The sequence below is a fragment of the Serratia sp. TSA_7 genome, assembly GCF_052692135.1.
In genome coordinates this window covers 103,647-129,743 of the sequence record NZ_JBQZFU010000008.1, presented here as the reverse complement: position 1 = coordinate 129,743, position 26,097 = coordinate 103,647, and the positions used below count along the sequence as shown (strand labels likewise).

16 protein-coding genes are annotated in these 26,097 nt (G+C 59.1%); 11 read left to right on the top strand and 5 right to left on the bottom strand.

Annotated features, from left to right (window positions below; translation table 11 throughout):
- Nucleotides 1-189 precede the first annotated feature (189 nt).
- The 5 genes from glgB to glgP all read left to right on the top strand — a co-directional run bounded on the left by glgB (nucleotide 190) and on the right by glgP (nucleotide 9,788).
- Nucleotides 190-2,376, top strand: a complete 2,187-nt coding sequence (glgB, locus tag ACUTQW_RS20950) for a 1,4-alpha-glucan branching enzyme (RefSeq protein WP_020439940.1) — start codon at nucleotides 190-192, stop codon at nucleotides 2,374-2,376.
- Complete coding sequence (glgX, locus tag ACUTQW_RS20945) at nucleotides 2,373-4,355, top strand: glycogen debranching protein GlgX (protein WP_020439939.1); 1,983 nt, start codon at nucleotides 2,373-2,375, stop codon at nucleotides 4,353-4,355. Before glgB ends, glgX begins: the two co-directional genes overlap by 4 nt.
- 15 nt (nucleotides 4,356-4,370) lie before the next feature.
- Nucleotides 4,371-5,648 carry a glucose-1-phosphate adenylyltransferase gene (gene glgC / locus ACUTQW_RS20940; RefSeq protein WP_004951423.1) on the top strand — a complete coding sequence of 426 codons (1,278 nt, stop codon included), beginning with the start codon at nucleotides 4,371-4,373 and terminating at the stop codon, nucleotides 5,646-5,648.
- Nucleotides 5,649-5,764: 116 nt separating this feature from the next.
- Nucleotides 5,765-7,198, top strand: a complete 1,434-nt coding sequence (gene glgA / locus ACUTQW_RS20935) for a glycogen synthase GlgA (RefSeq protein ID WP_037433786.1) — start codon at nucleotides 5,765-5,767, stop codon at nucleotides 7,196-7,198.
- A gap of 142 nt (nucleotides 7,199-7,340) precedes the next feature.
- Complete coding sequence (glgP, locus tag ACUTQW_RS20930) at nucleotides 7,341-9,788, top strand: glycogen phosphorylase (RefSeq protein ID WP_006328584.1); 2,448 nt, start codon at nucleotides 7,341-7,343, stop codon at nucleotides 9,786-9,788.
- A 193-nt stretch (nucleotides 9,789-9,981) separates the two neighbouring features.
- On the opposite strand, the gene glpD is transcribed toward glgP, so the two are convergent.
- The 3 genes from glpD to glpG form a co-directional block, all read right to left on the bottom strand.
- Nucleotides 9,982-11,490: a glycerol-3-phosphate dehydrogenase gene (gene glpD / locus ACUTQW_RS20925; protein WP_006328582.1), complete on the bottom strand. Its 1,509-nt coding sequence runs from the start codon at nucleotides 11,488-11,490 to the stop codon at nucleotides 9,982-9,984.
- 264 nt (nucleotides 11,491-11,754) lie between these two features.
- Nucleotides 11,755-12,513, bottom strand: coding sequence for a DeoR/GlpR family transcriptional regulator (locus ACUTQW_RS20920; RefSeq protein ID WP_004930797.1), 759 nt, complete (start codon nucleotides 12,511-12,513; stop codon nucleotides 11,755-11,757).
- Nucleotides 12,514-12,549: 36 nt separating this feature from the next.
- Nucleotides 12,550-13,386 (bottom strand): rhomboid family intramembrane serine protease GlpG, encoded by an 837-nt coding sequence (gene glpG, locus ACUTQW_RS20915; protein WP_006328580.1) that lies wholly within the window; start codon nucleotides 13,384-13,386, stop codon nucleotides 12,550-12,552.
- Between the two features lie 407 nt (nucleotides 13,387-13,793).
- Here glpG and rbsK point away from each other — a divergent pair, with 407 nt between their 5' ends.
- The 4 genes from rbsK (at nucleotide 13,794) to ACUTQW_RS20895 (ending at nucleotide 17,852) form a co-directional block, all read left to right on the top strand.
- On the top strand, nucleotides 13,794-15,005 hold the full coding sequence (gene rbsK, locus ACUTQW_RS20910) for a ribokinase (protein WP_004951403.1): 1,212 nt from the start codon (nucleotides 13,794-13,796) through the stop codon (nucleotides 15,003-15,005).
- Nucleotides 15,006-15,060: 55 nt separating this feature from the next.
- Nucleotides 15,061-15,984, top strand: coding sequence for a dihydrodipicolinate synthase family protein (locus tag ACUTQW_RS20905; RefSeq protein WP_006328578.1), 924 nt, complete (start codon nucleotides 15,061-15,063; stop codon nucleotides 15,982-15,984).
- A gap of 96 nt (nucleotides 15,985-16,080) precedes the next feature.
- Nucleotides 16,081-16,563, top strand: coding sequence for a YhcH/YjgK/YiaL family protein (locus ACUTQW_RS20900; protein WP_006328576.1), 483 nt, complete (start codon nucleotides 16,081-16,083; stop codon nucleotides 16,561-16,563).
- Nucleotides 16,560-17,852, top strand: coding sequence for an MFS transporter (locus tag ACUTQW_RS20895; protein WP_020439935.1), 1,293 nt, complete (start codon nucleotides 16,560-16,562; stop codon nucleotides 17,850-17,852). The genes ACUTQW_RS20900 and ACUTQW_RS20895 overlap by 4 nt, the downstream gene beginning before the upstream one ends.
- Before the next feature lie 33 nt (nucleotides 17,853-17,885).
- Here ACUTQW_RS20895 and glpE read toward each other — a convergent pair whose 3' ends face one another.
- Both glpE and malT read right to left on the bottom strand, forming a co-directional pair.
- A complete protein-coding gene (gene glpE / locus ACUTQW_RS20890) occupies nucleotides 17,886-18,212 on the bottom strand; it encodes a thiosulfate sulfurtransferase GlpE (protein ID WP_004951393.1) in 327 nt (108 codons plus the stop codon).
- Nucleotides 18,213-18,295: 83 nt separating this feature from the next.
- Complete coding sequence (malT, locus tag ACUTQW_RS20885) at nucleotides 18,296-21,010, bottom strand: HTH-type transcriptional regulator MalT (RefSeq protein WP_004951391.1); 2,715 nt, start codon at nucleotides 21,008-21,010, stop codon at nucleotides 18,296-18,298.
- 544 nt (nucleotides 21,011-21,554) lie between these two features.
- Here malT and malP point away from each other — a divergent pair.
- Both malP and malQ read left to right on the top strand, forming a co-directional pair.
- Complete coding sequence (gene malP, locus ACUTQW_RS20880) at nucleotides 21,555-23,960, top strand: maltodextrin phosphorylase (RefSeq protein WP_445654961.1); 2,406 nt, start codon at nucleotides 21,555-21,557, stop codon at nucleotides 23,958-23,960.
- A 9-nt stretch (nucleotides 23,961-23,969) separates the two neighbouring features.
- Nucleotides 23,970-26,060: a 4-alpha-glucanotransferase gene (gene malQ / locus ACUTQW_RS20875; protein ID WP_006328566.1), complete on the top strand. Its 2,091-nt coding sequence runs from the start codon at nucleotides 23,970-23,972 to the stop codon at nucleotides 26,058-26,060.
- The last annotated feature ends 37 nt before the right edge of the window (nucleotides 26,061-26,097 follow it).

The window sequence follows — 26,097 nt, the reverse complement described above, 5'->3', positions numbered from 1 at the left end:
TGAAGATTGATCAATAACCGACCGCAATCACGCTTTAGATACCGAATGAATTGCATGATAACCAAAACGGCTATGGATTAATCATTTACCCAATGGATGTCAACTCGCGGCCTGCAAGACGGCGATCTGGACGGTGATGGGTAGACGCAGCCTCTTATAAATCATGCTCTTAATCTAAGGAAGAAGTCTATGCCTGTACTTCCCGATCGTGACGTGATTGATCAGCTTTTCTCCGGCAATTTTGCCGATCCTTTCTCCCTGCTGGGTATGCATGCGGTCGATAATGGCCTGCAGGTCCGTGCGCTGCTGCCTGATGCCAGCGAAGTCTGGTTGCTGGAGCAGCAAACCGGCAAGCGGGTGGTGCAGTTGGCCTGCGACGATGCCCGTGGCTTTTTCAGCGCTACCGTCCCGCGCCGGAAAAACCCCTTCCGTTATCAACTGGAGGTCCGCTGGCAAAACCACCGGCAGATCGTCGACGATCCCTACCGTTTTGGCACCTTGTTGCAGGATATCGACGGCTGGCTGCTGGCGGAGGGGACCCACCTGCGGCCGTATGAGCGGCTGGGGGCGCATCTCGCTACGCTTGACGAGGTAGAAGGCGTCAGCTTTGCCGTCTGGGCGCCCAATGCTCAGCGCGTTTCGGTGGTGGGAGAGTTCAACTTCTGGGACGGTCGCCGCCATCCCATGCGTCTGCGCCGTGAAAACGGTATCTGGGAGCTGTTCCTGCCCGGGGTGAAAGCCGGGCAGCTGTACAAATACGAAATCATCGATTGCTATGGCAACACCCAACTGAAAGCCGATCCTTACGCCTTTGAAGCGCAGATGCGACCGGATACGGCTTCCCTGGTGACGCCGTTGCCGGAGGTGGTGGAAAATACCCCGGAACGCCAACGCGCCAACGATTTTGATCGGCCGATCTCCATCTACGAAGTGCATCTGGGGTCGTGGCGGCGCCACACCGACGACAATTTCTGGCTCAGCTACGGCGAGCTGGCGGTGCAGTTGATCGATTACGTCAAAGACATGGGATTCACCCATATCGAGCTGTTGCCGATTAACGAGCACCCCTTCGACGGCAGTTGGGGTTATCAGCCGTTGGGGCTCTACGCCCCGACCCGGCGTTTCGGCACGCCGGCCGATTTCAAAGCCTTTGTGGCGGCGGCGCACCGGGCCGGCATCAATGTGATCCTGGACTGGGTGCCGGGGCATTTCCCCAGTGACGCCTACGGTTTGGCGAATTTCGACGGCACCGCGCTGTATGAATACGCCGACCCGCGCGAAGGCTTCCATCAGGACTGGAACACGCTGATCTACAACTATGGCCGCAATGAGGTACGCAACTACCTGGCGGGCAATGCCCTTTACTGGATGGAACGTTACGGTATCGACGCTCTGCGCGTCGATGCCGTGGCCTCGATGATCTACCGCGATTACAGCCGCGCCGAAGGCGAGTGGGTGCCGAATTATTACGGCGGCAACGAGAACCTGGAGGCCATCGCCTTCCTGCGCTACACCAACCAGACCGTCGGCAAGGAGCGGCCCGGTGCAGTGACGCTGGCGGAGGAATCCACCGATTACCCGGGGGTCACGCTACCGCCGGACGCCAATGGGCTGGGGTTCCACTACAAATGGAACCTGGGCTGGATGCACGACACGCTCGACTACATGCAGTGCGATCCGGTACACCGCAAATATCATCACAATCAGATGACCTTCGGCATGCTGTACGCCTACACCGAGAACTTCGTGCTGCCGATTTCCCATGACGAAGTGGTGCACGGCAAAAAATCGATTCTCGACCGCATGCCCGGCGATGCCTGGCAGAAGTTCGCCAACCTGCGTGCTTATTACGGTTTTATGTGGGCGCATCCGGGCAAAAAACTGCTGTTTATGGGCTGCGAGTTTGCCCAGGGGCGCGAATGGAATTTCGATACCAGCCTCGACTGGCATCTGCTGGAAGGCCTGGACGGCTGGCATCACGGCGTGCAGCGGCTGGTGCGCGATCTCAACCACTGCTATCAGCAGCAGGCGCCGTTGTATGAGCGTGACTACCGTCCGGACGGCTTCGAATGGCTGGTGGTGGACGACCACGACAACTCGGTGTTTGCCTTTGCCCGTTACGACTCGCAGGGCAACGAGTTGATCGCCGTCAGCAACTTTACCCCGGTGCCGCGCCACCACTACCGCATCGGTATCTCCCGCCCCGGCGAGTATCGGGAAATCCTTAATACCGACTCGCACCATTATCACGGCAGCAATACCGGTAACCAGGGCCGCGTGGTGTCGGACCCGATCGGCAACCACGGCCGCGAGCATTCGATTAGCGTGACCGTACCGCCGCTGGCGACGATCTACCTGCTGCGGGAGGCGCAATGACTGAGCTGACGCCCGGCATCGCCGCGCCTCTCGGGGCGCATTATGACGGTAACGGCATCAACTTTACCCTGTTTTCCGCCCACGCCACCGGCGTGGAGCTGTGCCTGTTCGACGGGCAACAGCGCGAGGTGCGTTTGCCGCTGCCGGCGCGCAGCGGTGATATCTGGCATGGCTATCTGCCGGGCGGCAAACCGGGCCAGCGCTACGGTTACCGGGTGTACGGCCCGTTTGATCCCGCGCAGGGGCTGCGGTTTAACCCTAACAAACTGCTGCTGGATCCCGCCGCTCGCGCGGTCGAGGGGCCGGTGGCGGACGATCTGGAACTGCATGGCGGCTACGACCGGCCGGACCCGCAGGACAGCGCAGAAGTGATGCCGAAGTGCGTGGTCATCGACGAAGCCTATGATTGGCAGGATGATCGCCCGCCGGCCACGCCGTGGGGCAAAACGGTGATTTACGAAGCGCACGTGCGCGGTCTCACTCTGCTGCACCCGGATATCCCGCCGGTGCTGCGCGGCAGTTTCGCAGCTCTCGGGCATCCGGTGATGATCGCCCATTTCAAGCGCCTCGGCATCACGGCGCTGGAACTGCTGCCGGTTCAGCAGCATAGCTCCGAGCCGCGTCTGCAGCGTCTCGGGCTGATTAACTACTGGGGATATAACGTGCTGGCGCCCTATGCGCCCGATAACCGTTATTGCAGCCTGCGCACCGACATGACGCCGCTGCGTGAATTTCGCGATGCGGTGAAGGCGCTGCACAAGGCCGGTATCGAGGTGATCCTCGACGTGGTGTTCAACCACAGCGCCGAGCTGGACATGGACGGGCCGACGCTGTCGCTGCGCGGTATCGATAACCCGGAGTATTACTGGCTGACTCCCGACGGGGAATACGTTAACGACACTGGCTGCGGCAACACGCTGCGGTTGGATAAACCGCAGGGTGTGGCCTGGGTGATGGAGTGCCTGCGTTTCTGGGTGAGCGAATGTCATGTCGACGGTTTCCGCTTCGATTTGGGTAGCGTACTGGGGCGCACTCCGGCGTTCGATCGCGATGCGCCGCTGTTCCAGGCGATGCTGGCGGACGATCTGCTGTCGCGCTGCAAGCTGATCGCCGAGCCGTGGGACATTGGCCCCGGCGGTTATCAGGTGGGCGCTTTTCCGGGGCGCTTCGCCGAGTGGAATGACCATTACCGGGATGATATGCGTCGCTTTTGGCTGCAGGGCGATTTGCCGCTTGGCCAGTTTGCCCAACGCTTTGCCGGTTCCAGCGATTTGTTCAACCAACGCGGGCGTGCGCCGTACGCCGGCATCAACATGCTGACCGCTCATGACGGGTTTACCCTGCAGGATCTGGTCAGTTTTAACCGCAAGCACAACCAGCTTAACGGTGAAGGCAACCGTGACGGCAGCGACCATAATTTCAGCTATAACCACGGTGTTGAAGGCCCGATTGCCGACGACGCCATTGTGCAACGCCGCAGGGCCAGCCGGCAGGCGCTGCTTGCCACGTTGTTGCTGTCCCAGGGGACGCCGATGCTGCTGGCCGGCGATGAGCATGGACACAGCCAGCAGGGGAACAACAATGCCTATTGTCAGGACAACGCCATCACCTGGCTCGACTGGGCCAAGGCGGATGACTCGCTCACCGCTTATACCGCAGCGCTGATTCACCTGCGCCGGCAGATCCCCGCCCTGCAGCAAGACCGCTGGTGGCAGGAGGGCGACGGCAGCGTGCAGTGGCTGAACGCGCAAGGGCTGCCGCCTGCGGCACAAGAATGGGAGCAGGGAGACTTGCAATTGCAGATCCGCTTGTCGCAGCGCTGGCTGGTGGTGGTTAACGCCACGCCGCAGCCGGTGGAGATGAGGTTGCCTGCGGGCGATTGGCAGGTTGTCGCCCCTTTTACTCAGGAAGGATCGCGGGCGGTTTTACCCGCCTGGAACCAGGCTGCGCACTCGATTTGCGTGCTGGTACAGAAATAATAAAAGGAGTCAGCTATGGTTAGGTTTGAAAATAAAGACCCCCTGATGTTGGCGCGCCAACTGCCGATTAAGTCCGTTGCTCTGATTCTGGCCGGCGGCCGCGGTTCGCGCTTGAAAGATTTAACCTCAACCCGTGCCAAGCCTGCCGTCCACTTTGGCGGTAAGTTCCGCATCATTGATTTTGCCCTGTCGAACTGCCTGAACTCGGGCATCCGCCGTATCGGCGTGATCACCCAATATCAGTCCCATACCCTGGTGCAGCATATTCAGCGCGGCTGGTCGTTCCTCAATGAAGAGATGAACGAATTTGTCGATCTGCTGCCGGCCCAGCAACGCCTCAGTACCGAGCATTGGTACAAGGGCACGGCGGATGCGGTGTACCAGAACCTGGACATCATCCGCCGCTACGATGCCGAGTACGTGGTGATCCTGGCGGGCGATCACATCTACAAGATGGATTACTCGCGCATGCTGATCGATCACGTCGAAAAGGGCGCGCAGTGCACGGTCGCCTGCTTGCCGGTGCCGCGCGATGAGGCCAGCGAATTCGGCGTGATGGAAGTCGATGAGAACGATCTGATCCTCGAGTTCCTGGAAAAACCGAGCAATCCGCCGCCAATGCCGGGTAACCCGGAGATGTCGCTGGCCAGCATGGGGATCTACATCTTTAACGCCGACTATCTGTTCCAACTGCTGGAAGAGGATATGTCGACCCCCGGCTCCACCCACGATTTCGGCAAGGATCTGATCCCGAAAATCACCGCTCAGAAAGCGGCGTGGGCGCACCCGTTCACGCTGTCTTGCGTCACCTCCAACCCCGATCTGCCGCCGTACTGGCGCGACGTAGGCACGCTGGAAGCTTACTGGCGCGCCAACCTCGATCTGGCCTCGGTGACGCCGGAACTGGACATGTATGACCGCGCCTGGCCGATCCGCACCCATATGGAGCCGCTGCCGCCGGCCAAGTTCGTGCAGGACCGTTCCGGCAGCCACGGCATGACCATGAATTCGCTGGTGTCCGGCGGCTGCATCGTCTCAGGTTCGGTGGTGGTGCATTCGGTGCTGTTCCCGCGGGTGCGGGTGAACTCGTTCTGTACCATCGACTCTACCGTATTGCTGCCGGACGTAAACGTCGGCCGTTCCTGCCGCCTGCGGCGCTGCATCATTGACCGCGCCTGCCACATTCCCGAGGGCATGGTGATTGGCGAAAACGCCGATGAAGACAGCAAACGCTTTTATCGTTCGGAAGGCGGCATTGTGCTGGTGACGCGCGAAATGCTGTCAAAGTTGTGAGTTAAGGTTGTCGGCGGAACGATGATACCGCCGCCTTGTGAATGGACTGATGGCTTGCAAAACGCGGAATTTACAACAGCGGCAAGCCTGCTTCTTTGCCGACTTCAGGAGTGATAATGCAGGTTTTACACGTATGTTCTGAAATGTTCCCTCTGTTGAAAACCGGGGGGCTCGCAGACGTGGTTGGCGCATTACCGGCGGCTCAAATTGCCGAGGGCGGCGACGTTCGGGTGCTATTGCCCGCTTTTCCTGACGTGCGTAATGGTATACCGGACTCCGTGCTGGTGGCGGAAATCGATTCGTTCGCCGGCCGGGTCGGCCTGCGCTACGGTACCTATCATGGCGTGGGCATCTACCTGATTGACGCCCCCTGGCTGTATGACCGGCCGGGCAGCCCTTATCATGACCAGTCGATGAATGCCTATTCCGACAACCATCGGCGTTTTGCCCTGTTGGGCTGGATCGCCTGCGAGTTGGCCAAGGGGTTGGACCGCTACTGGCGGCCGCAGGTAGTGCACGCCCATGACTGGCACGCCGGCCTGGCCTGTGCCTATCTGGCGGCCAACGGCCACCCGGCGCGTTCGATTTTCACCGTGCACAACCTGGCCTATCAGGGGCTGTTCTCCGCCCATCACGTGGCTGAACTGTGGCTGCCGCCTTCGTTTTACAACCTTTACGGCCTGGAGTTTTACGGCCAGATGTCGTTCCTGAAAGCCGGGCTGTATTACGCCGACCATATCACCGCCGTCAGCCCGACCTACGCGCGGGAAATCACCCGGCCGGAGTTCGGTTGCGGCATGGAAGGGTTGTTGCAGGAACGCCAGCGGCAGGGGCGGTTGAGCGGCATTCTTAACGGCGTGGACGACAATATTTGGGATCCGTCCCACGATCCGCGCTTGACCGCCCGCTACGATGCCGAAGATTTGAAGAACAAGACCAAGAACAAGCTGCACCTGCAAAAAGCGATGGGCCTGAAGGTAGACGAGTCGCTGCCGGTGTTTGCGGTGGTGAGCCGCCTGACTAACCAGAAAGGTCTGGATCTGGTATTGGAAGCGCTGCCGGCATTGCTCGAGCAGGGGGGCCAACTGGCGCTGTTAGGGGCCGGCGATGCGGTGTTGCAGCAGGCGTTTCTGGCCGCTGCCGCTGATTACCCGGAACAGGTTGGCGTACAGATTGGTTATCACGAGGCGTTCTCGCACCGGATTATCGGTGGGGCCGATGTGATCATGGTGCCGAGCCGTTTCGAACCTTGCGGGCTGACTCAACTCTACGGCTTGAAATACGGCACGCTGCCCTTGGTGCGCCGCACCGGCGGGCTGGCGGACACGGTGGTGGATTGTGCGCTGGAGAATCTGGCCGACGGCACCGCCAGCGGATTTGTGTTTGATGATTGTGATGCCGCCGCACTGGGCAACGCCATCCGGCGCGCCATGGTGCTGTGGAGCAGGCCAAAGCATTGGCGTCACGTACAGCGCCACGCCATGAGCGTGGATTTTGGCTGGCAGATTGCGGCAAAGGATTATCTGTCGCTTTATCAACGGTTGTTATAGTCGTAATACGGGTGTCTGGTTAGCTTGCATGCAGCAAGCATCCGTACTTGTAGGTTGTAGGGGCGCAGCATGCTGTGCCCATATTCAGCGGGGCGTTGATATTCCGAAGAATATGGCGCCCCCTTCAGGGGATAGAAAAGCTATGACTTCACCGATTAGTTACACCTCACCCACGGTCAGTGTTGAAGCGCTGAAACATTCCATCGCCTATAAGCTGATGTTTATTGTCGGCAAGGATCCGGCTATCGCCAACCAGCATGACTGGCTGAACGCCGTGCTGTTTGCGGTGCGCGATCGCATGGTGGAACGCTGGCTGCGTTCCAACCGCGCCCAGCTTTCCCAGGACGTGCGACAGGTCTATTACCTGTCGATGGAATTCCTGCTCGGACGCACGCTTTCCAACGCGCTGTTGTCGATGGGGATTTACCAGGATATCGATGACGCGTTGAATGAAATGGGGCTGAGCCTCGGTGAATTGCTGGAGGAAGAGAACGATCCGGGGCTGGGCAACGGGGGGTTGGGGCGGTTGGCGGCCTGTTTCCTCGATTCGCTGGCGACGCTGGCGCTGCCGGGGCGCGGCTACGGCATCCGCTACGAATACGGCATGTTCAAGCAGAACATCGTTAACGGCCAGCAGATGGAGTCACCGGACTACTGGCTGGAATACGGTAACCCGTGGGAGTTCCCGCGTCACAACACCCGATACAAGGTGCGCTTCGGCGGGCGAATTCAGCAGGAAGGCGCCAAGGCGCGCTGGCTGGAAACCGAAGAGGTGTTGGCCATCGCTTACGATCAGGTGATCCCCGGTTTTGATACCGACGCCACCAACACGCTGCGGCTGTGGAGCGCCCAGGCCAGTAACGAAATCAACCTCGGTAAATTCAATCAGGGGGATTATTTCGCGGCGGTTGAGGATAAAAACCACTCGGAGAACGTATCGCGCGTATTGTACCCGGACGACTCCACCTATTCCGGACGCGAACTTCGGCTGCGGCAGGAGTATTTCCTGGTGTCGGCTACGGTGCAGGATATCCTCAACCGCCACTGGACGATGCATAAAACCTTCGACAATCTGGCGGACAAGATTGCCATTCACCTGAATGACACTCACCCGGTGTTGTCTATCCCCGAACTGATGCATCGGCTGATCGACGATCACAAGTTCAGTTGGCTCGACGCCTGGGCCGTCGTGGAACGGGTATTCTCCTACACCAACCACACGCTGATGAGCGAAGCGCTGGAGACCTGGCCGCTGGACATGATCGGCCGGATCCTGCCGCGTCACTTGCAGTTGATCTTCGAGATCAACGATCACTTCCTCAAGCACGTGCAGGAAGTGGTGCCGGGCGACAACGAGCTGCTGGCGCGGGTGTCGATCATTGACGAGACCAATGGCCGCCGGGTACGCATGGCGTGGCTGGCGGTGGTGGCCAGCCATAAGGTCAACGGGGTTTCCGCACTGCATTCCGAGCTGATGGTACAGTCGCTGTTTGCCGACTTTGCGCGCATTTTCCCCGATCGTTTCTGCAACAAAACCAACGGCGTCACGCCGCGCCGCTGGCTGGGGTTGGCCAACCGGCCGCTTTCCGCCGTGCTTGACGACAGCATTGGCCAGACCTGGCGCACCGATCTCAGCCAACTGAGCGAGCTCAAAGCCAACATCGATTTCCCCAGTTTCCTGCAGGCGGTTCAGGCTGCCAAACGGCAAAACAAGGAGCGGTTGGCGAAGTACATCGCCAAAACCCTGAATGTGGTGGTCAACCCGGATGCGTTGTTCGATGTGCAGATCAAACGCATTCATGAGTACAAACGGCAACTGCTCAATGTACTGCACGTGATCACGCTGTATAACCGCCTGTTGCAGGATCCGGAGGCCGAGCGCGTGCCGAGGGTAGTGATCTTCGCCGGCAAAGCGGCGTCGGCCTATTATGCGGCTAAGCAGATCATTCGCCTGATCAACGATGTGGCGAAGGTGATCAATAACGATCCGCGCGTGCACACCCAGTTGAAGGTCGTATTTATTCCGAACTACAGCGTCAGTCTGGCGCAGTTGATCATTCCGGCGGCGGATCTTTCCGAGCAGATCTCGCTGGCGGGCACCGAGGCGTCGGGCACCAGCAACATGAAATTCGCCCTTAACGGCGCGCTGACCATCGGCACGCTGGACGGCGCCAACGTAGAGATGCTGGAGCATGTGGGTGAAGAGAACATCTTTATCTTCGGCAATACCGCCGAGCAGGTGGAAGAGTTGCGCCGCAACGGCTACAACCCGCATCTGTACTATGAGCAAGATCCCGAACTGCATCAGGCGCTGACCCAGATCGCCACCGGCGTATTCAGCCCGGAGGAGCCAAAGCGCTACAGCAATCTGTTTGATTCGCTGGTGAATTTGGGCGATCACTACCAGCTGCTGGCCGATTACCGCAGCTATGTGGATACGCAGGACAAGGTGGATGAGGTGTACCGCAATCAGGATGACTGGACGCGGCGGGCGATCTTGAATATCGCCAACATGGGGTATTTTTCTTCCGACCGCACCATTCAGGAGTATGCGGACGAAATCTGGCACATCAAACCGATCAAGCTGTAATGCAAAAGGGCCGGATATCCGGCCCTTTGAGAATGTTGACAAAGTTCTTTGCAGCTAAAGGCTCTACTTTGACGGCTAATGAAGCAAAGGATGAGATCTTCTGCTTTACCTCAAAGGTTCGAAAACCACGTTTTTCGGACCTTTGTCGCTAATCTGAAGGGCCGGATATCCGGCCCTTTTCACCTTCAATGGCTCAGGAAGCCAGAGAGAGCGTTTTCGTTTTCGTGTGTTGCGCCAGCCAGGCTTTCACCCGCGCCTGCTGCGTATCATCCAGCCACATGCCCAGCTTGGTACGGCGCCAGATAGCGTCTTCCAGCTCGACCACCCACTCTTTCTCTACCAGATAGCGCAGTTCGGCTTCATACAGGCCGTGGCCAAACTCTTCGCCCAGATCGTTGAGGCCGTTGGCATTCGCCAGGATCAGCTCGCTGTGGCTGCCGTAGGTGCGGGCGTAGCGGCGCGCCAGGGATTCCGGCAACCAGCCGTGTTCGCGGCGCAGTTTGGCGGCATAGCTGTCGCGATCGCCACCGATGTCGCCGCCGGGCAGAGAACCGTTTTTGGTCCACGCCGGGCCGCAGCCAGGGTAGTAATGCGCCAGTTTTTCCATCGCATGTTCAGCCAGCTTGCGATAGGTGGTCAGCTTACCGCCGAACACCGACAGCAGCGGCGCTTTGCCCTGCTCGTCATGCACGTCCAGCGTGTAGTCGCGGGTCACCGCCTGCGGCGAATCAGATTCGTCATCGCACAGCGGACGCACACCGGAGTAGGTCCAGACGATGTCGTCACGGCCCAACTGCTTCTTGAAGTGGTCGTTGTACACTTTCAGCAGGTAGTCGATCTCGTTATCGTCGATCTTCACGTCTTTCGGATCGCCGTGGTATTCCACGTCGGTGGTGCCGATGATCGAGAATTCGTCATTCCACGGGATCACGAACACGATGCGGTGGTCTTCGTTTTGCAGAATATAGGACTGCGGCTGGTTGTGAGCGCGCGGCACCACAATGTGGCTGCCTTTGATCAGGCGGATGCCGTACGGGGATTTCAGCTTCAGGCCGTCGTCAAAGAAGTGTTTCACCCAAGGGCCGGTGGCGTTGACCAGGCCCTTGGCGCGCCAGGTAAAGGTTTTACCGCTGTCGACGTCAACCGCTTCCACCATCCACAGGCCGTTTTCACGCCATGCGCGGGTCACTTTGGTGCGGGTGCGCACTTCGCCGCCGCGTTTTTCCACTTCCTGCGCGTTCAGCACCACCAGGCGAGCGTCGTCGACCCAGCAGTCGGAATATTCGAAACCGCGCTTCAGTTCAGGCTTCAGTACCGATTCTGGTCCAAAGCGCAAACTCTTGCTGCCCGGCAGGCTGGTGCGTTTGCCCAGGTGATCGTACAGGAACAGACCGATGCGGATCATCCAGGCCGGGCGCAGATGCGGCTGGTGCGGCAGGCGGAAACGCATGGGGAACGCGATGTGCGGCGCCAGCTTCAGCAACACTTCACGCTCGGCCAGCGCTTCGCTCACCAGGCGGAATTCGTAGTGTTCCAGGTAGCGCAGGCCGCCGTGGATCAGTTTGGAACTGGCGGAAGACGTAGCGCAGGCCAAGTCTTGCGCTTCCAGTAGCAGTACGGACAGCCCGCGCCCGGCAGCATCTGCTGCGATGCCGGCACCGTTGATGCCGCCACCGATAACGATCAAGTCTTTGGTTTCCACGTCAACTTCCTCCAGATGTTCGAAATAGCTCTTTCATGTTCGTTTTCGCTCATGATTGTAATCAAAAACCAACAAACAAGCCAAGACTTAACCAAACAAAAACATTTAGGCGTGATAGAGGTAACAGTTTGGTGATAGTAGTTATACAAAGAGAATGGGTATTCCGGCTGGCAACGCCGGGCTCAGTAGGCTGAGCCCGGGTAAAAACGGCGGGGTGACGGCGCGGCAGGCTGCGCCCATTGGGTTAGACGAGAAGGGCGGAGATCAGCACAGCTCCAGCTGCACGTCGTACTGTTCGATGATTTTCATCACGCTTGGCGGCGGTAACTGGTCGGTAAACAGGTAGTCGATCAGGTTCATATTGCCGAGGTTGACCATCGCATTGCGGCCGAATTTGGAATGGTCGGTCACCAGCATCACGCAGCGCGAGTTTTCGATAATTGCGCGTTTGGTGCGCACTTCATGGTAGTCGAATTCGAGCAGCGAGCCGTCCATGTCGATGCCGCTGATGCCGAGAATGCCGTAATCGAGCCGGAACTGGGAGATAAAGTCCAGCGTGGCCTCGCCCATGATGCCGCCGTCGCGGGTGCGCACTTCGCCGCCGGCCAGGATCAGGCGGAAATCTTCCTTGGCGGTCAGCAGGGTGGCGACGTTCAGGTTATTGGTCACCACGCGCAGGTTTTTGTGGTTCATCAGCGCGTGAGCGACCGCTTCCGGCGTGGTGCCGATGTCGATAAACAGCGTGGCGCCGTCGGGGATCTGGCTGGCGACGCGCTGGGCGATACGCGCTTTCTCTTCCGACCACATCACTTTGCGATCGTTATAAGCGGCATTGACCGAGCTGGAAGGCAACGCAGCGCCGCCGTGATGGCGCTGAATTTTGTTCTGATCGGCAAGGTCATTCAAATCGCGGCGAATCGTTTGCGGACTGACGTCAAAATGTTCGACCAGTTCTTCCGTACTGACATAACCTTGCAGGCGCACCAGTTCGATAATTGCGTCATGACGCTGTGTTTGCTTCACGATAATCCCCTAAAACGCCTGGCTTGTACCTGGCTGTTATTGTTCGTTGTGCGCGCGATGACGCGTGTCCCAAAATGCCATCAATAACCCTAACACTAAACCGGCCACGTGTGCCGCGTTAGCGATCGACATTCCTAAAATATCGAAATACCCGGCCACCAGCCAGAGCACCGAAAATACCATCAGGCCGCGCGGCAGCATCAGGCCGCGTTCCGGTGCCCGTTCGCCGCTGAGCCAGCTGTAGCCCATCAGCGCATAGACCACGCCGGACAGGCCGCCGAACAACGCGCCGCTGAACAGTGACTGCGCCCAACCGCTGAAGAAGGCCGATACCACCGCCAGCACGAACAACTTGCCGGTGCCGAGGCGTTTTTCCAGAGGGCCGCCGAGATACCACCACCACAGCAGGTTAAAGGCGATGTGCAGCAGCGAAAAATGCAAAAACGCGTGGCTGACCCAGCGCCACAGCTGCGGGTATTGGCTGCTGTCCTGCGGCCAGGAGAGCCAGTACATCACGGTGTCATCGCCCATCGCCTGCATCAGGATATACACCGCAATGCACAGCACCATCACGCCCAGCGTCAGCGGCCCGGCCTTGCTGCGCAAGGTTTGCAGATAGGAGTAGCCTGGGTAGTGCAGATCGGCGCCGGTGTTGCCGGTTTCCCAACTGGCGGCCTGATAGCGGCGGTTGAGCGGATCGACCAGGAACTGCTGCAACTCGTGCTGCACCTGATCCAGATGGCTGTCGTCAGCCAACCAGATTTCCGCCGCCTCGCCGGTATTGTGCACGCTAAGTTCAATGCCCTGTGTCGCCATGTAGTCGACAAAGGCCTGAGCCAGGCGGGGGTTGGATACGGCGATTACTCGAACCATAGATATTCCGTTTCATATACCCGTCGCCTTTCAAGCCTCGGCGTTGTTGGCTGCTCACCCCAGTCGCTTACCTGAGTAAGCTCCGGGGGATTTACACCCTTGCCGCCTGGCCGCAGCTTGAAATTCATAGGGTAAAGATAAGTTGGACCGTCGGTTTGCCGCCGACGGCGTTGACGGCTGATTATACCGTTGAAATCTTGAACGCAGGCAAGGGATCTGCGAAAAACCAGTAAAAACACCCACTAACGGGCCTGTGGCGGCTTATCAATCCCGCGGTTTTCCCGCCATGGGCCGGCGAATATTGCAGCGATTTTTGTTTACTTCCGTTTAGCCCTGCAACATATGATCACAGTCACTTTTTAACCACCGGGGGTCCCTTACTCTCAAAAACAGGTGCTGAGGTGACTATGTTTCTCGAAGAACGACGCAATAACATTCTGGATTATCTGGATAAATATGAACGCGTTAGCGTGGCGTACCTGGCCACGTCTTTTGCGGTGACCAAAGAAACCATCCGCAGCGATTTAAACGTGCTGGCGCAACTGGGGTTAGTGCAGCGCTGCCACGGCGGCGCGATAGTCATCCGGCGTAGCCTGCAGGCCAAATTAATTACCGAAACCGACGGCACGTTCGAAGTGCTGTTAAGGCGCCTGGAAAGCCAGAAAAGAAAGGTGCAGGAGCCGGAGAGAGGAAAAAACATGCGAGGCAAGGTCTGTATTCTGGGGTCATTCAATGTCGATATCGTCGCCAGAGTGGCGCGCTTTCCCAAAGGCGGCGAATCGCTGCTGGCGCTAGGCAGTACGCTCGGCCCCGGCGGCAAGGGGGCCAATCAGGCGATGGCCGCCAGCCGGGCCGGCGCTCAGGTGCATTTCGTGTCCAAAGTGGGCAAAGATCAGTTCAGCCAGTTCGCTTTCGACCATCTCTCTGCGTCGGAAATCCACTCGTTCACTTTATACCAATCGGAAACCGAGCCGACCGGCAACGCCATCATTTATGTTTCGCAGCAGGACGGCGAGAACATGATCGCCATTTATTCCGGCGCCAATAAAACCATCACCGACGAAGAAGTGGCTGCAATCGCCCCGGAGCTGGCCGGCGCGGAGGTTCTGCTGGTGCAGTTGGAGAATAACTTTAACGCCACGCTGAACGCGATGAAGCTGGCCAATGCGTTGGGGATCCGGGTGATCCTCAATCCTGCGCCTTACTCCGCCGACGCGCTGCAATGCCTGGAATATGTCGATGTGATCACCCCGAATGAAACCGAGGCCTCGCTGCTGTCCGGCGTGGAGGTCACGGATTTGAACAGCGCCAAAGAGGCGGCGCAGCGTATCGCCGCGCTGGGCGCCCGACGGGTCATCATCACCATGGGAGCGCGCGGAGCGATGATCCTCGAAGGTTCTCAGTTCCAGCATATTCCCGCATTCCCGGCGTTGAGCGTCGATACCACCGGCGCGGGAGATGCGTTCAACGGCGCCTTCGCTGCGGCTATCGCCACCGGGCAAACGATTGCCCAGGCGGCAACCTATGCCGCCGCCTTCGCGTCACTGGCGGTGGAAAGAGAAGGGGCGTCCAACATGCCGCAACATCAACAGGTGGTGGCTCGTCTGAGCCAGCGCTGATCCCTAATCAAACAACACCATTGTCTGCCGCGTCAGCGCGGTGTGAGGAGCAAAAATGAAGAACATCGAGGGCATTGTGCCGGTAATGCTAACGCCGTTTACCGCTCGCAACGAGATCGACTATCCGGGTCTGGCGCGCCTGATCGACTGGTATTTGCAGCGTGGCGTCGATGCGTTGTTCGCCGTTTGTCAGTCCAGCGAGATGCAGTTCCTCAGCCTGGCGGAACGGGTCGAGCTGGCGCGTTTTGTGGTGCAGCGGGTAGACGGCCGGGTGCCGGTTATCGCTTCCGGCCATATCAGCGACGCGCTGGAGCAGCAAATTGAAGAGCTGCAGGCGATGGCGCAAACCGGCATCGACGCGCTGGTGCTGGTGACCAACCATCTTGACCCGCAACGCCAGGGCAGCGCGGCATTTTTCGCCACGCTGGACAGCCTGCTGGCGGCGTTGCCGGCTAGCATGCCGCTGGGCCTGTACGAATGCCCGGCGCCTTACCGCCGTTTACTGAGCGATGAAGAGCTGAGCTATTGCGCCAACAGCGGCCGTTTTGTCGTGCTGAAGGACGTCAGTTGCGATCTGCCGACCGTGACGCGTCGGGTGGCATTAACTGCAGGGACGCCGCTGAATATCATCAATGCCAACGCCGCTATCGCCTGGCCGGCGATGCAGGCCGGCTCCAAAGGGTTCAGCGGGGTGTTCACCAATTTCCACCCGGAGCTGTACCACTGGCTGTATCACCACGGCGCGCAGCGGCCTGAGCTGGCGCAGGAACTGGCGACCTTCCTGTCGCTGGCGGCGGTCACGGAGACGCTGGGTTACCCGAAAAACGCCAAGATCTATCACCAGCGTTTGGGCACTTTCGACAGCGAGCTGTGCCGGGTAAATCAGGACGACGTGCTGGAGAAATTCTGGGGGCTGGGCGTGCTGCTGGATCAAATCCGCAGCGGCACCGGGTTCTACCAGCAAAAAATTGCCGGTTAAGGCTGTGCGGGAAGATGGCGACATCCTCCCGCGGTTCAACAACACCGCTGTACCTACTACACCCGCTAAAACTATCACTACACGGGGAACACCATCATGATGCTTTGCGATCTGCAGGACTGGGCGCGGGAAAAACACGCGTTTCATCCGATTATTCACCAGGCCATCGCGTTTATTGAACGCACTGATTTTGCCACGCTGCAACCCGGTAAAATCGACATTATTCCCGGCAAGATGTTTTGTCTGTTGCAGGAAATGAGCACCGTGCCGGCGCAGCAAATGCGCCCTGAGTCGCACTTTGACCACGTTGACGTGCAGTACCTGTTGCAGGGGGAAGAAACCATCGGCGTGGCGCGCCGCCGGGGCGATGAACCCGTGGCGGAAGAGCGGCGCCACCACGACATCGTGTTTTACCGACAGGTGCAAAATGAAATGGCGGTCCCGCTGCTGCCAGGCACCTTTGCGGTATTTTTCCCGCACGATCTGCATCGCCCTTGCTGCCAAACCCACGGTGAGTGTTTTATCCGCAAAGCCGTGATCAAAATTCACCTCAGCCTGTTTACGGAGCCGCAATCATGAAAGAGGCGACTTCTGCGCTGCATGCATCGGCCGCCGCACCGGCGGCGCCGATCTCCCGTTTGCGCTGGGGCATTATCCTGATCCTGTTGATTGCCGCAGTAGTGAACTATCTCGATCGCGCCAACCTGAGCATCGCCAATACCACTATCGCCCGGGAGTTTGGCTTTTCCTCGACCGAAATGGGCCTGCTGCTGTCGGCGTTTTTGTGGCCTTACGCGCTTGCCAACCTGCCCGCCGGCTGGCTGGTGGACAAACTGGGGCCGAAGAAAATGTTTTCCTGGGCGCTGGGGTTGTGGTCGGCATTTACCGTGATGGCGGCGTTCGTCAACAGCTACTCGATGTTCTATGGCCTGCGGATGCTGCTGGGCGTATCGGAATCCCCGTTTTTCACGTCGGGGATCAAGATCACCCATCGCTGGTTCTCGGAGAAAGAGCGTGGCCTGCCTACGTCGATCATCAACACCGGTTCGCAGATTGCCAACGCCATAGCTCCGCCGATCCTCACCGTGCTGCTGCTGACCCTGGGCTGGCGCGGCATGTTTATCGCCATTGGCCTGGCGGGCATTCCGCTGATGCTGGCCTGGCTGAAGTTTTACCGTGATCCGACTGCGCGGGAAGAGGCGATGATCCACGCCGAAAAACGTGCGGCGGCAAAAGCCGTCAGCCAGGCGCAGGGGGGGAGCTGGGGTTCGCTGTTCCGCCATAGAACGACCTGGTTCATGATTTTGGGCAACTTTTCCATCATGTTCACCATCTGGGTTTACCTGACCTGGCTGCCGAGCTACCTGGAGAATTCGCTGGGCTTTAGCCTGAAGCAGACCGGTTGGATCGCCTCGATCCCGTTCTTTGCCGGCATTCTGGGGGTATTGTGCGGCGGGGCGATTTCCGATCGTTTGATTCGCCGCGGGGTGAAAGCGATCACCGCACGCAAGATCCCGATCGTCTGCGGTGCCGCGCTGGCGGCCTGCTGCGTGGCGCCGATCGCCTTTGTCGACAGTACGCCGCTGTGCATTTTATTGCTGTCGCTGGGGTATTTCTTCTCGCAGCTGCCTTCCGGCGTGATCTGGACGCTGGCGACGGATATCGCACCGAAACAGCAGGTGGCTTCGTTGGGGGCGATTCAGAACTTTGGCGGTTTCCTCGGTGCGGCGATGGCGCCGATTGTCACCGGGGTGATCCTCGACCTGACCGGGCAGTTCACCAACGTGTTCTTGCTGGGGGCGGGTTTGCTGATGCTGGGGGCATTGAGCTACGGCCTGTTTGTCAAACGGCCGATGGCGGCGGAGTAACAAAGGAAGAGGGCGCAGGATGCGCCCTGATTTTTACGCTGAAGTTTCAACGTCCTGCGGGTACTGGCGTGCCCAGGCTTCAAAACCGCCATCAATGCTGTACACCGCATCAAACCCCTGATTCAGCAGGTATTGCGCCGCGCTGCGGCTGCTGTTGCCGTGGTAGCACATCACCATCACCGGCCGGTCAAAGTCGTTGTGCTGCATGAACGTTTGCAGGCTGGCGTTGGTGAGGTGAAAGGCACCCGGCGTGTGCCCGGCTTCAAAACTCTGCGGATCGCGGATGTCGACCAGAGCGGCGCTGTCTTCTTTCCAGCGCGCGTAGGCTTGTTCAACGTTGATCGCTTCAAACTGTTCCATGACTTCTGACTGCCTTGTAATGAGAATATGCCGCCATTGTAACCAACTCTGCGGCAATTAAGACCAGAGCAACGCTGTGGTTTTTAGGCGCCGTAACCCATCATCTTCAGCAGTTGCTGCGCCTGCTGTACCGCTTCCTGACGGTGGGCCACGCCCAGCTTCTGGTACAGATTGCGGATATGGGTTTTGATGGTGGTGGCCGCCACGTCCAGCTCGCCGGCGATCTGGTCGTTGCTGTAACCGGAATAAATCAGCCCCAGCACCTGCCATTCGCGCTGCGTCAGCGGGCTGGTACGGATCAGTTCCGGCACCTGCGGGTGCGTTAGCAGCTTATCGACGAAGTTCTCGTCAAAATGCGCGAATTTATGCCGATGATGCTGGTTGATGTCGCGCAGAATGCGCTGAGCGCGATGGTGCTCCAGCTCCGGCAGCGTATTGAGCTGAATCAGCTGACGCAGCTGCTGCGCCATCACTTCGCCCTCGATGACAAAGTGGCTGATAAATCCGGTGCGGCTGGCCAGGGACAGCGCCTCCATCAGGACCTTTTGCGCATCGCCTTTACGTTCCATCTGCCAGTAAAGCTGGTTGCTAAGCAGCAGGTTGCGGTTCAGATCGCTCACCAGCCGCAGGCGGCGGGCGTTTTCGTTCAGTTCATCCAGCACCACTTCGGCTTCTTCGTATTGGCCGAGCATGATTTGCACCCGGGCGATATTACGCCACTGGCCCTGCATAAAGTGGTTATCCGCCATGCCGGGTTTTTCGGTCTGGCGCAGCCATTGGGCGGCGGCGGCGGTGTCGCCGGTCATCTGCCAGTGGATCACCCGCGGTTTGTCGGCATTGGTCAGCCAGTCGCGATGGTATTGACTGCCGTGCAACAGCGCTTCGCAACGCTGCAGGTGCGCATGGGCGTTATCCAGATCGCCGCGCGCCAGCGAGCATTTGGCCAGCATGGCGATGCACTGCAGTTGCTGCTGAGGTTGGAAGTTGGCCAGAATTTTCAGGCCCTGACGCGCCGCGTCTTCCGCTTCGTCCAGCCGTGACCAGGACCACAGGATCTGCGAACGGATACGCAGCAGGAACTCATGCATCGGCAACTGTTCCAGATGCTGTTCGCGCACCAGCTCAAACGCCTTGTCCTGCGTCTCATAGGCGGCCTGCAGGAAACCCTGGGCAATCAGGATTTCGCTCTGTTGCAACAGCGCCCACAGCGCATAGTGATAAGCCTGATGGCGTCGCGCCATCTGCTCGGTTTGTTGCATCATCGGCAACGCGCGGGCCAGCTCGCCCTTGCAGTGATGGACTTCGCCGGTTACCGAGGTGGCGACGATGCGGCTGTAATAACTGGAAAGCGGCAGAAACTTCAGCGCCTCGGTGGCCAGGCGTTCGGCCTCTTCCGGCTTGCCGGCGTTGATCGCCACCTGTGCGCGCAGGGCGTCGAATTCGGCATGCAGGGTCCGATCGACGTCGATTTTTTGATCGCGCATCGCCTGTTCGGCGCGTTCCAAGAGGGTATTCACTTCGATGTAGCGGTGTTGGCTCTGCGCCAGCCAGGCCTGCAACAGCGCCAGCTTGGGATTTTGGATCAAGCGTTCATACGGCAGCGCATTCAGGCACTCTTCCAACAGGGCCAGCTCGCTGTGATGGAACAGCGACCAGGCGTGTTGCAGCAGGATATCGCGCAGCATGCTTACGTCGCTGGCCGCCAGCGCGTGGTGAATCGCCTCCGCCGGGTAACCCAATGCCAACCAGCCTTCGGCTGCGGCGCGGTGCAGCCCCGGCAGCTCCAGCGCCAGCTCCCATTGGCAGCGTTGGCGCAGGAAAGTGGCGAACAGCGGATGGAAGCAGAACCATTCGCCGGTGTCGTCCATGCGGTGGATAAACAGCCCCTGGCGCTCCAGCTCTTCCAGCCGTTGCTGGCCGTTATCTTCGCCGGTCAGGCGCACGATCAGCGCATCGTTCATTGAACGCAGCACCGAGCAGCGCAACAGGAAAGCGCGCGCCCCGGCATCGACGTGATCCAGCACTTCGTCCACCAGATAATCGGACAGGTGGCTGGCGTTCAGACCGGCCAGGCGTTTGGCGGATTGCTGTGCAGACGAGGTGGACTGCCGGGCAGACAGTGCAATCAGCTGCAACGCGGTGGCCCAACCTTCGACTTCATCGCACAGGCGGCTGCTGTCATGCTGTTCCATCGGCGCGGTCAGGCGGCAGTCGAAGAATTGTTTGGCTTCCTGATGGGTAAACGCCAGTTGCTGCGTGCCCATCTCCAGCAGTTGATCGCGCACGCGCAGGTTGGCGATGCCCAGCGGCGGCAGGGTACGGGACAGCAGGATCAGCGTCAGGTTTTCCGGCTGGTGACGCAGGAAGAAGCGCATGGCTTCATGGATGACGTCATTGGTGATCAGGTGGTAATCGTCAATCACCAGGTACAGCGGCTGATGCCAGTCGGACAGCTCAATGAACAACTGGGCGAACAGCGCCGACAGGCTGGCGTACTGATGTTTTTGGCTCAACGCTTCGCTCTTCACGCAGTGGCCGCCGCTGGCATGTTGCAAGGCGGCGATCAGGTAGCTGGCAAAGCGCTCGGGTTGGTTGTCGCTTTCATCCAGCGAGTACCAGCCCAAATCTGATTTGCCGGCTGCCCATTGTGCGACCAGCGTCGTTTTTCCGTATCCCGCCGGGCAATTAACCAATGTCAGGCGATAGTTTGCCGTGCCGGCTAATTTGGCCAGCAGGCGATCGCGGATCACGGTATTTTGCAGCCGTACCGGACGGCTCAGTTTTGATGGGATCAGCATAGTATTCCAGAGTGAAAATCGCGGCTCCCGTAGCCGTTGGCCTGCCCGAAGGGGTTCATCTCATCGCGACTCCTGCCGGGATCGGAGTAAAACTAATTATTTTATGGCTCGTAATTAATCACCCTCCTAACTTCTGACAACGTTAAACGTATTGCAACAAGGTTCATCTTCGGCTTGGAGTTAAATTGCTATTGATCACACTTTTTTACGTTTGCAGGCAAATCATTGCGCAATTGCGGCGTTGTGGGGCGGTTTGGTAACGCGGTTGAGGGAAAGCATTTCGATGCATGTACAAAACTTCATCAGCTGCATTAACTATGCTAATTTCATAGCGGGGATTTTCTGCTTATTCTCAGTGCTCGCGGCGTTCGTCGGCGGGCTTTTTTGCATCATGCAAGGGAGTCAAAAAGTGCCTGAGATCACAATTTTAGCTACGCCCCAATCCTCCTCCCCAGCTAATCCCCGGGCGGGATGATGCCTTCAACCTTTCTCCCCGGCACGATAACGGTAATTTGACCCACTTACTGGATAGAGAGTTTCCCTTATGTCACAGCCTATGCTTAAAAAGGATGCTTTTCTGGCGGCACTGACCCGTCAGTGGCAACGGTTTGGCCTCAGTTCTGCACAACAGATGACCCAGCACCAATGGTGGGAGGCGGTAAGCCGCGCGCTGGCCGAGCAGCTTGCTGCGCAGCCTGCGCCACGCAAAAGCGCCAAGCCGTTGCGCCATGTGAACTATATTTCGATGGAGTTTCTGATTGGCCGCCTGACGGCGAATAACCTGATTAACCTGGGCTGGTACGACACCGTCGAACAGGCGCTGGCGGAGCAGGATATCAAGCTGGCGGATCTGCTCGAGCAGGAAACCGATCCGGCACTGGGCAACGGCGGGCTGGGGCGTCTGGCGGCCTGTTTCCTGGATTCGATGGCGACGGTGGAGCAACCGGCCACCGGTTATGGCCTCAATTACCAATACGGGCTCTTCCGCCAGTCGTTCAGCGAAGGTCAGCAGCAAGAAGCGCCGGATAACTGGCAGCGCGAAAGCTACCCGTGGTTCCAGCACAATGCCGCGCTGTCGGTGGATGTGGGTATCGGCGGGAAACTGGAAAAACTGGCCGATGGCCGCGAACTGTGGCGTCCGGCGTTTACCCTGCGTGGCGAAGCCTGGGATCTGCCGGTGCTGGGCTTCCGTAATGGAGTGACCCAACCGCTGCGCCTGTGGCAGGCGACCCATCAGCACCCGTTCGATCTGGGGGATTTCAACGACGGCAAATTCCTGCAGGCGGAGAAGCAGGGCGTAGAAGCCGCCAAGCTGACCAAGGTACTGTACCCGAACGACAACCATCAGGCGGGCAAGCGTCTGCGCCTGATGCAGCAATATTTCCAGTGCGCCTGTTCGGTGGCGGATATCCTGCGCAAACACCATCAGGCCGGCCGCAAGATTGAAGACCTGCCTAAGTACGAAGTGATTCAACTCAACGACACTCACCCCACCATCGCCATCCCGGAAATGCTGCGCATTCTGCTGGATGAGCATCAGTTGGAATGGGATGCCGCCTGGGCGATCACCAGCAACACCTTTGCCTACACCAACCACACCCTGATGCCCGAGGCGCTGGAGTGCTGGGACGAGAAGCTGGTGCGCAGCCTGCTGCCGCGTCATTTCTCCATCATCAAGCAGATCAACGCCAACTTCAAAAAGCTGGTGGATAAACGCTGGCCGGGCGACAAGGCGGTGTGGGCCAAGCTGGCGGTACACCATGACAAACAGGTGCGCATGGCTAACCTGTGCGTAGTCAGCGGCTTTGCGGTCAACGGCGTAGCGCAGCTGCACTCCGACCTGGTGGTGAAAGACCTGTTCCCGGAATATCACCAGCTGTGGCCGAACAAATTCCACAACGTCACCAACGGCATCACGCCGCGCCGCTGGCTGAAACAGTGTAACCCGGCGCTGTCGGGGCTGATTGACGAGACGCTGAAGGTCGAGTGGGCCAACGATCTCGACGCGCTGAAAGGGCTGGAGAAATATGCCGACGACGCAGCGTTCCGTCAGCGTTATCGGCAAATCAAGCGCGATAACAAAGTCGCCTTGGCAAACTACGTGCACGGCGTAATGGGCCTGACGCTGAACCCGGACGCCATTTTCGATGTGCAGATCAAGCGCCTGCACGAATACAAACGCCAGCATTTGAACCTGTTGCACATTCTGTCGCTGTATCGCCAACTGCGTGACAACCCGAATCTGGACATCGTGCCTCGGGTATTCCTGTTCGGGGCCAAAGCGGCGCCGGGCTACTATCTGGCGAAGAACATCATTTATGCGATCAATCAGGCGGCTTCGGTGATCAACAACGATCCGCTGGTGAAGGATCGGCTGAAAGTGGCGTTTATTCCCGATTACCGCGTTTCCGTCGCTGAACTGATGATCCCGGCCGCGGATATCTCCGAACAGATCTCTACCGCCGGCAAAGAGGCGTCCGGCACTGGCAACATGAAGCTGGCGCTGAACGGCGCGCTGACCGTCGGTACGCTGGACGGGGCCAATGTGGAGATCGCCGAGCAGGTGGGCGAAGACAATATCTTTATCTTCGGCAATACCGTCGATCAGGTGAAGGCGCTGCTGGCCAAAGGCTACGACCCACTCAGCTACCGCAAGAAGGACAAACACCTGAAGGCGATCCTCGACGAGTTGGCGAGCGGCGCCTTCAGCCATGGCGACAAGCATGCCTTCGACATGATGTTGCACAGCTTGCTGGAAGGCGGTGACCCTTATCTGGTGCTGGCCGACTTCGCTTCGTACTGCCAGGCTCAACGGCAGGTAGACGAGCTGTATCGTGACCAGGACGAATGGACACGCCGCACTATTCTTAACACCGCGCGGGTCGGTATGTTCAGTTCGGATCGTTCGATCCGCGACTACCAACAGCGCATCTGGCAAGCCAAGCGTTAAGGAGAGCGAATGGATCGCAAGCGCATCGATCAGGCGGCCGCTCAGGCGGGTATTGCCGCTGATTATATTAACGCCCATGGGAAACAGCAGGCGATCGCGCAGGACACCAAGCGCAAACTGCTGGATGCCATGGGGCGGACTGCCGCGCCGCTGGAGGCTGCGGTGACGCCGCTGCCGGCGGTCAAGGTATTCTATCAGGGCGCGCCGGTGGCGTTGCCGCTTGCGGGCAGCGGCGAGTATCTCTGGACTCTGCTGCGTGAAGACGGTGGCCGGCAGCAGGGGCGCGCCGGCGCGCGTAAAACCCTTACCCTGCCGGGCGAGTTGCCGGTGGGTTATCACCAACTGACGCTAACCCAGGACGAACAGCAGTGGCAGTGCCGGTTGATTGTTGCGCCGAAACGCTGCTTTGAGCCGGACGCGCTGCTGACCGGACAAAAACTGTGGGGCGCTTGCGTCCAGCTTTACACCCTGCGCTCCGATCGTAACTGGGGTATCGGCGATTTTGGCGATCTGCGGCAGATGGTGGAGCAGGTTGGGGAACGGGGCGGCGCTTTTGTCGGGCTGAACCCGATCCACGCGCTGTATCCGGCGAACCCGGAAAGCGCCAGCCCGTACAGCCCGTCGTCGCGACGCTGGCTGAACGTGGTGTATATCGATGTGAACGCGGTGGAAGAGTTCCAGCGTAGCGATGCGGCGCAGAAATGGTGGCTGAAGCCGGCAACGCAAAAACAGCTGATCAAAGCGCGCAGCAGCGAACGGGTGGATTACAGCACGGTGACGCAGCTCAAGCTGGCGGCGCTGAAGCTGGCGTTCCCGTTGTTCCAGGGGCGTAAAGCCGGTGACGAACAGCGCCAGGCGTTCGAGCAGTTTGTTGCCGACGGTGGCGACAGCCTGTATCAACAGGCGGCGTTTGACGCATTGCATGCTCATCTTGCCGCCGCTGACGGCAGCCTGTGGGGTTGGCCGGCCTGGCCTGAGCAATATCGGCAGGGCGACAGCGCCGCAGTGAAGCAGTTTTGCCGGCAACAGCAAGATTCGGTGACCTTCTATCTGTGGTTGCAGTGGTTGGCCGCCAGCCAGTTCGCCGACTGTTTCCGCCGGAGCCAGCAACAGCAAATGCCGATTGGCCTGTACCGCGATTTAGCGGTAGGCGTGGCGGAGGGCGGTTCGGAAACCTGGTGCGAGCCGGATCTTTATTGCCTGAAAGCGTCGGTTGGCGCGCCGCCGGACATTCTGGGCCCGCTGGGGCAAAACTGGGGGCTGCCGCCGATGGATCCGCACGTGATGGCGGCGCGGGGCTACCAGCCGTTTATCGATCTGTTGCGCGCCAATATGACCAGTTGCGGTGCGCTGCGCATTGACCACGTAATGGCGTTGCTGCGCCTGTGGTGGATCCCCTACGGTGAAACCGCCGACCATGGCGCTTACGTGAAATACCCGGTGGATGACCTGTTGGCGGTGTTGGCGCTGGAGAGCCAGCGTCACCGCTGTATGGTGATTGGCGAAGACCTCGGGACCGTGCCGGTCGAGATTGTCGCCAAGCTGCGCGACAGCGGCGTCTATTCTTATAAGGTGCTGTATTTCGAGCGTGACGGCGAGAACCACTTCCGTGCGCCGCAGGCCTACCCGGTGCAGGCGATGGCGACCATCACCACGCATGACCTGCCGACGCTGCGCGGTTATTGGCAGAGCGGCGATCTGCAACTGGGCAACCAGCTGGGGCTGTATCCGGATGCGGAGATCCTGAAAGAATTGTTTGCCGATCGTGAGCGCGCCAAGCAGGGGTTGCTGGACGGATTGCATCATTATGGCTGCGTGCCGCAGAAGGTGGGCAAGAAGGCGGCGTTGCTGAACATGAGCCCGCTGCTCAACCGTGGCTTGCAGCGCTATGTTGCCGACAGCGCCAGCGCACTGCTGGGCCTGCAGCCGGAAGACTGGCTGGACATGGCCGAACCGGTCAATATTCCCGGCACCAGCGATCAGTACCCAAACTGGCGGCGTAAACTGAACAAAACCCTCGAGGAGATGTTTGCCGATCAGCAAGTTAACCGGTTGCTGAAGGATCTGGACAAGCGGCGGCGAACGGTGTCGGTGGGGTAATTGTCATAAAAATGCCGGAGTTGGCGAAGCCAATCCG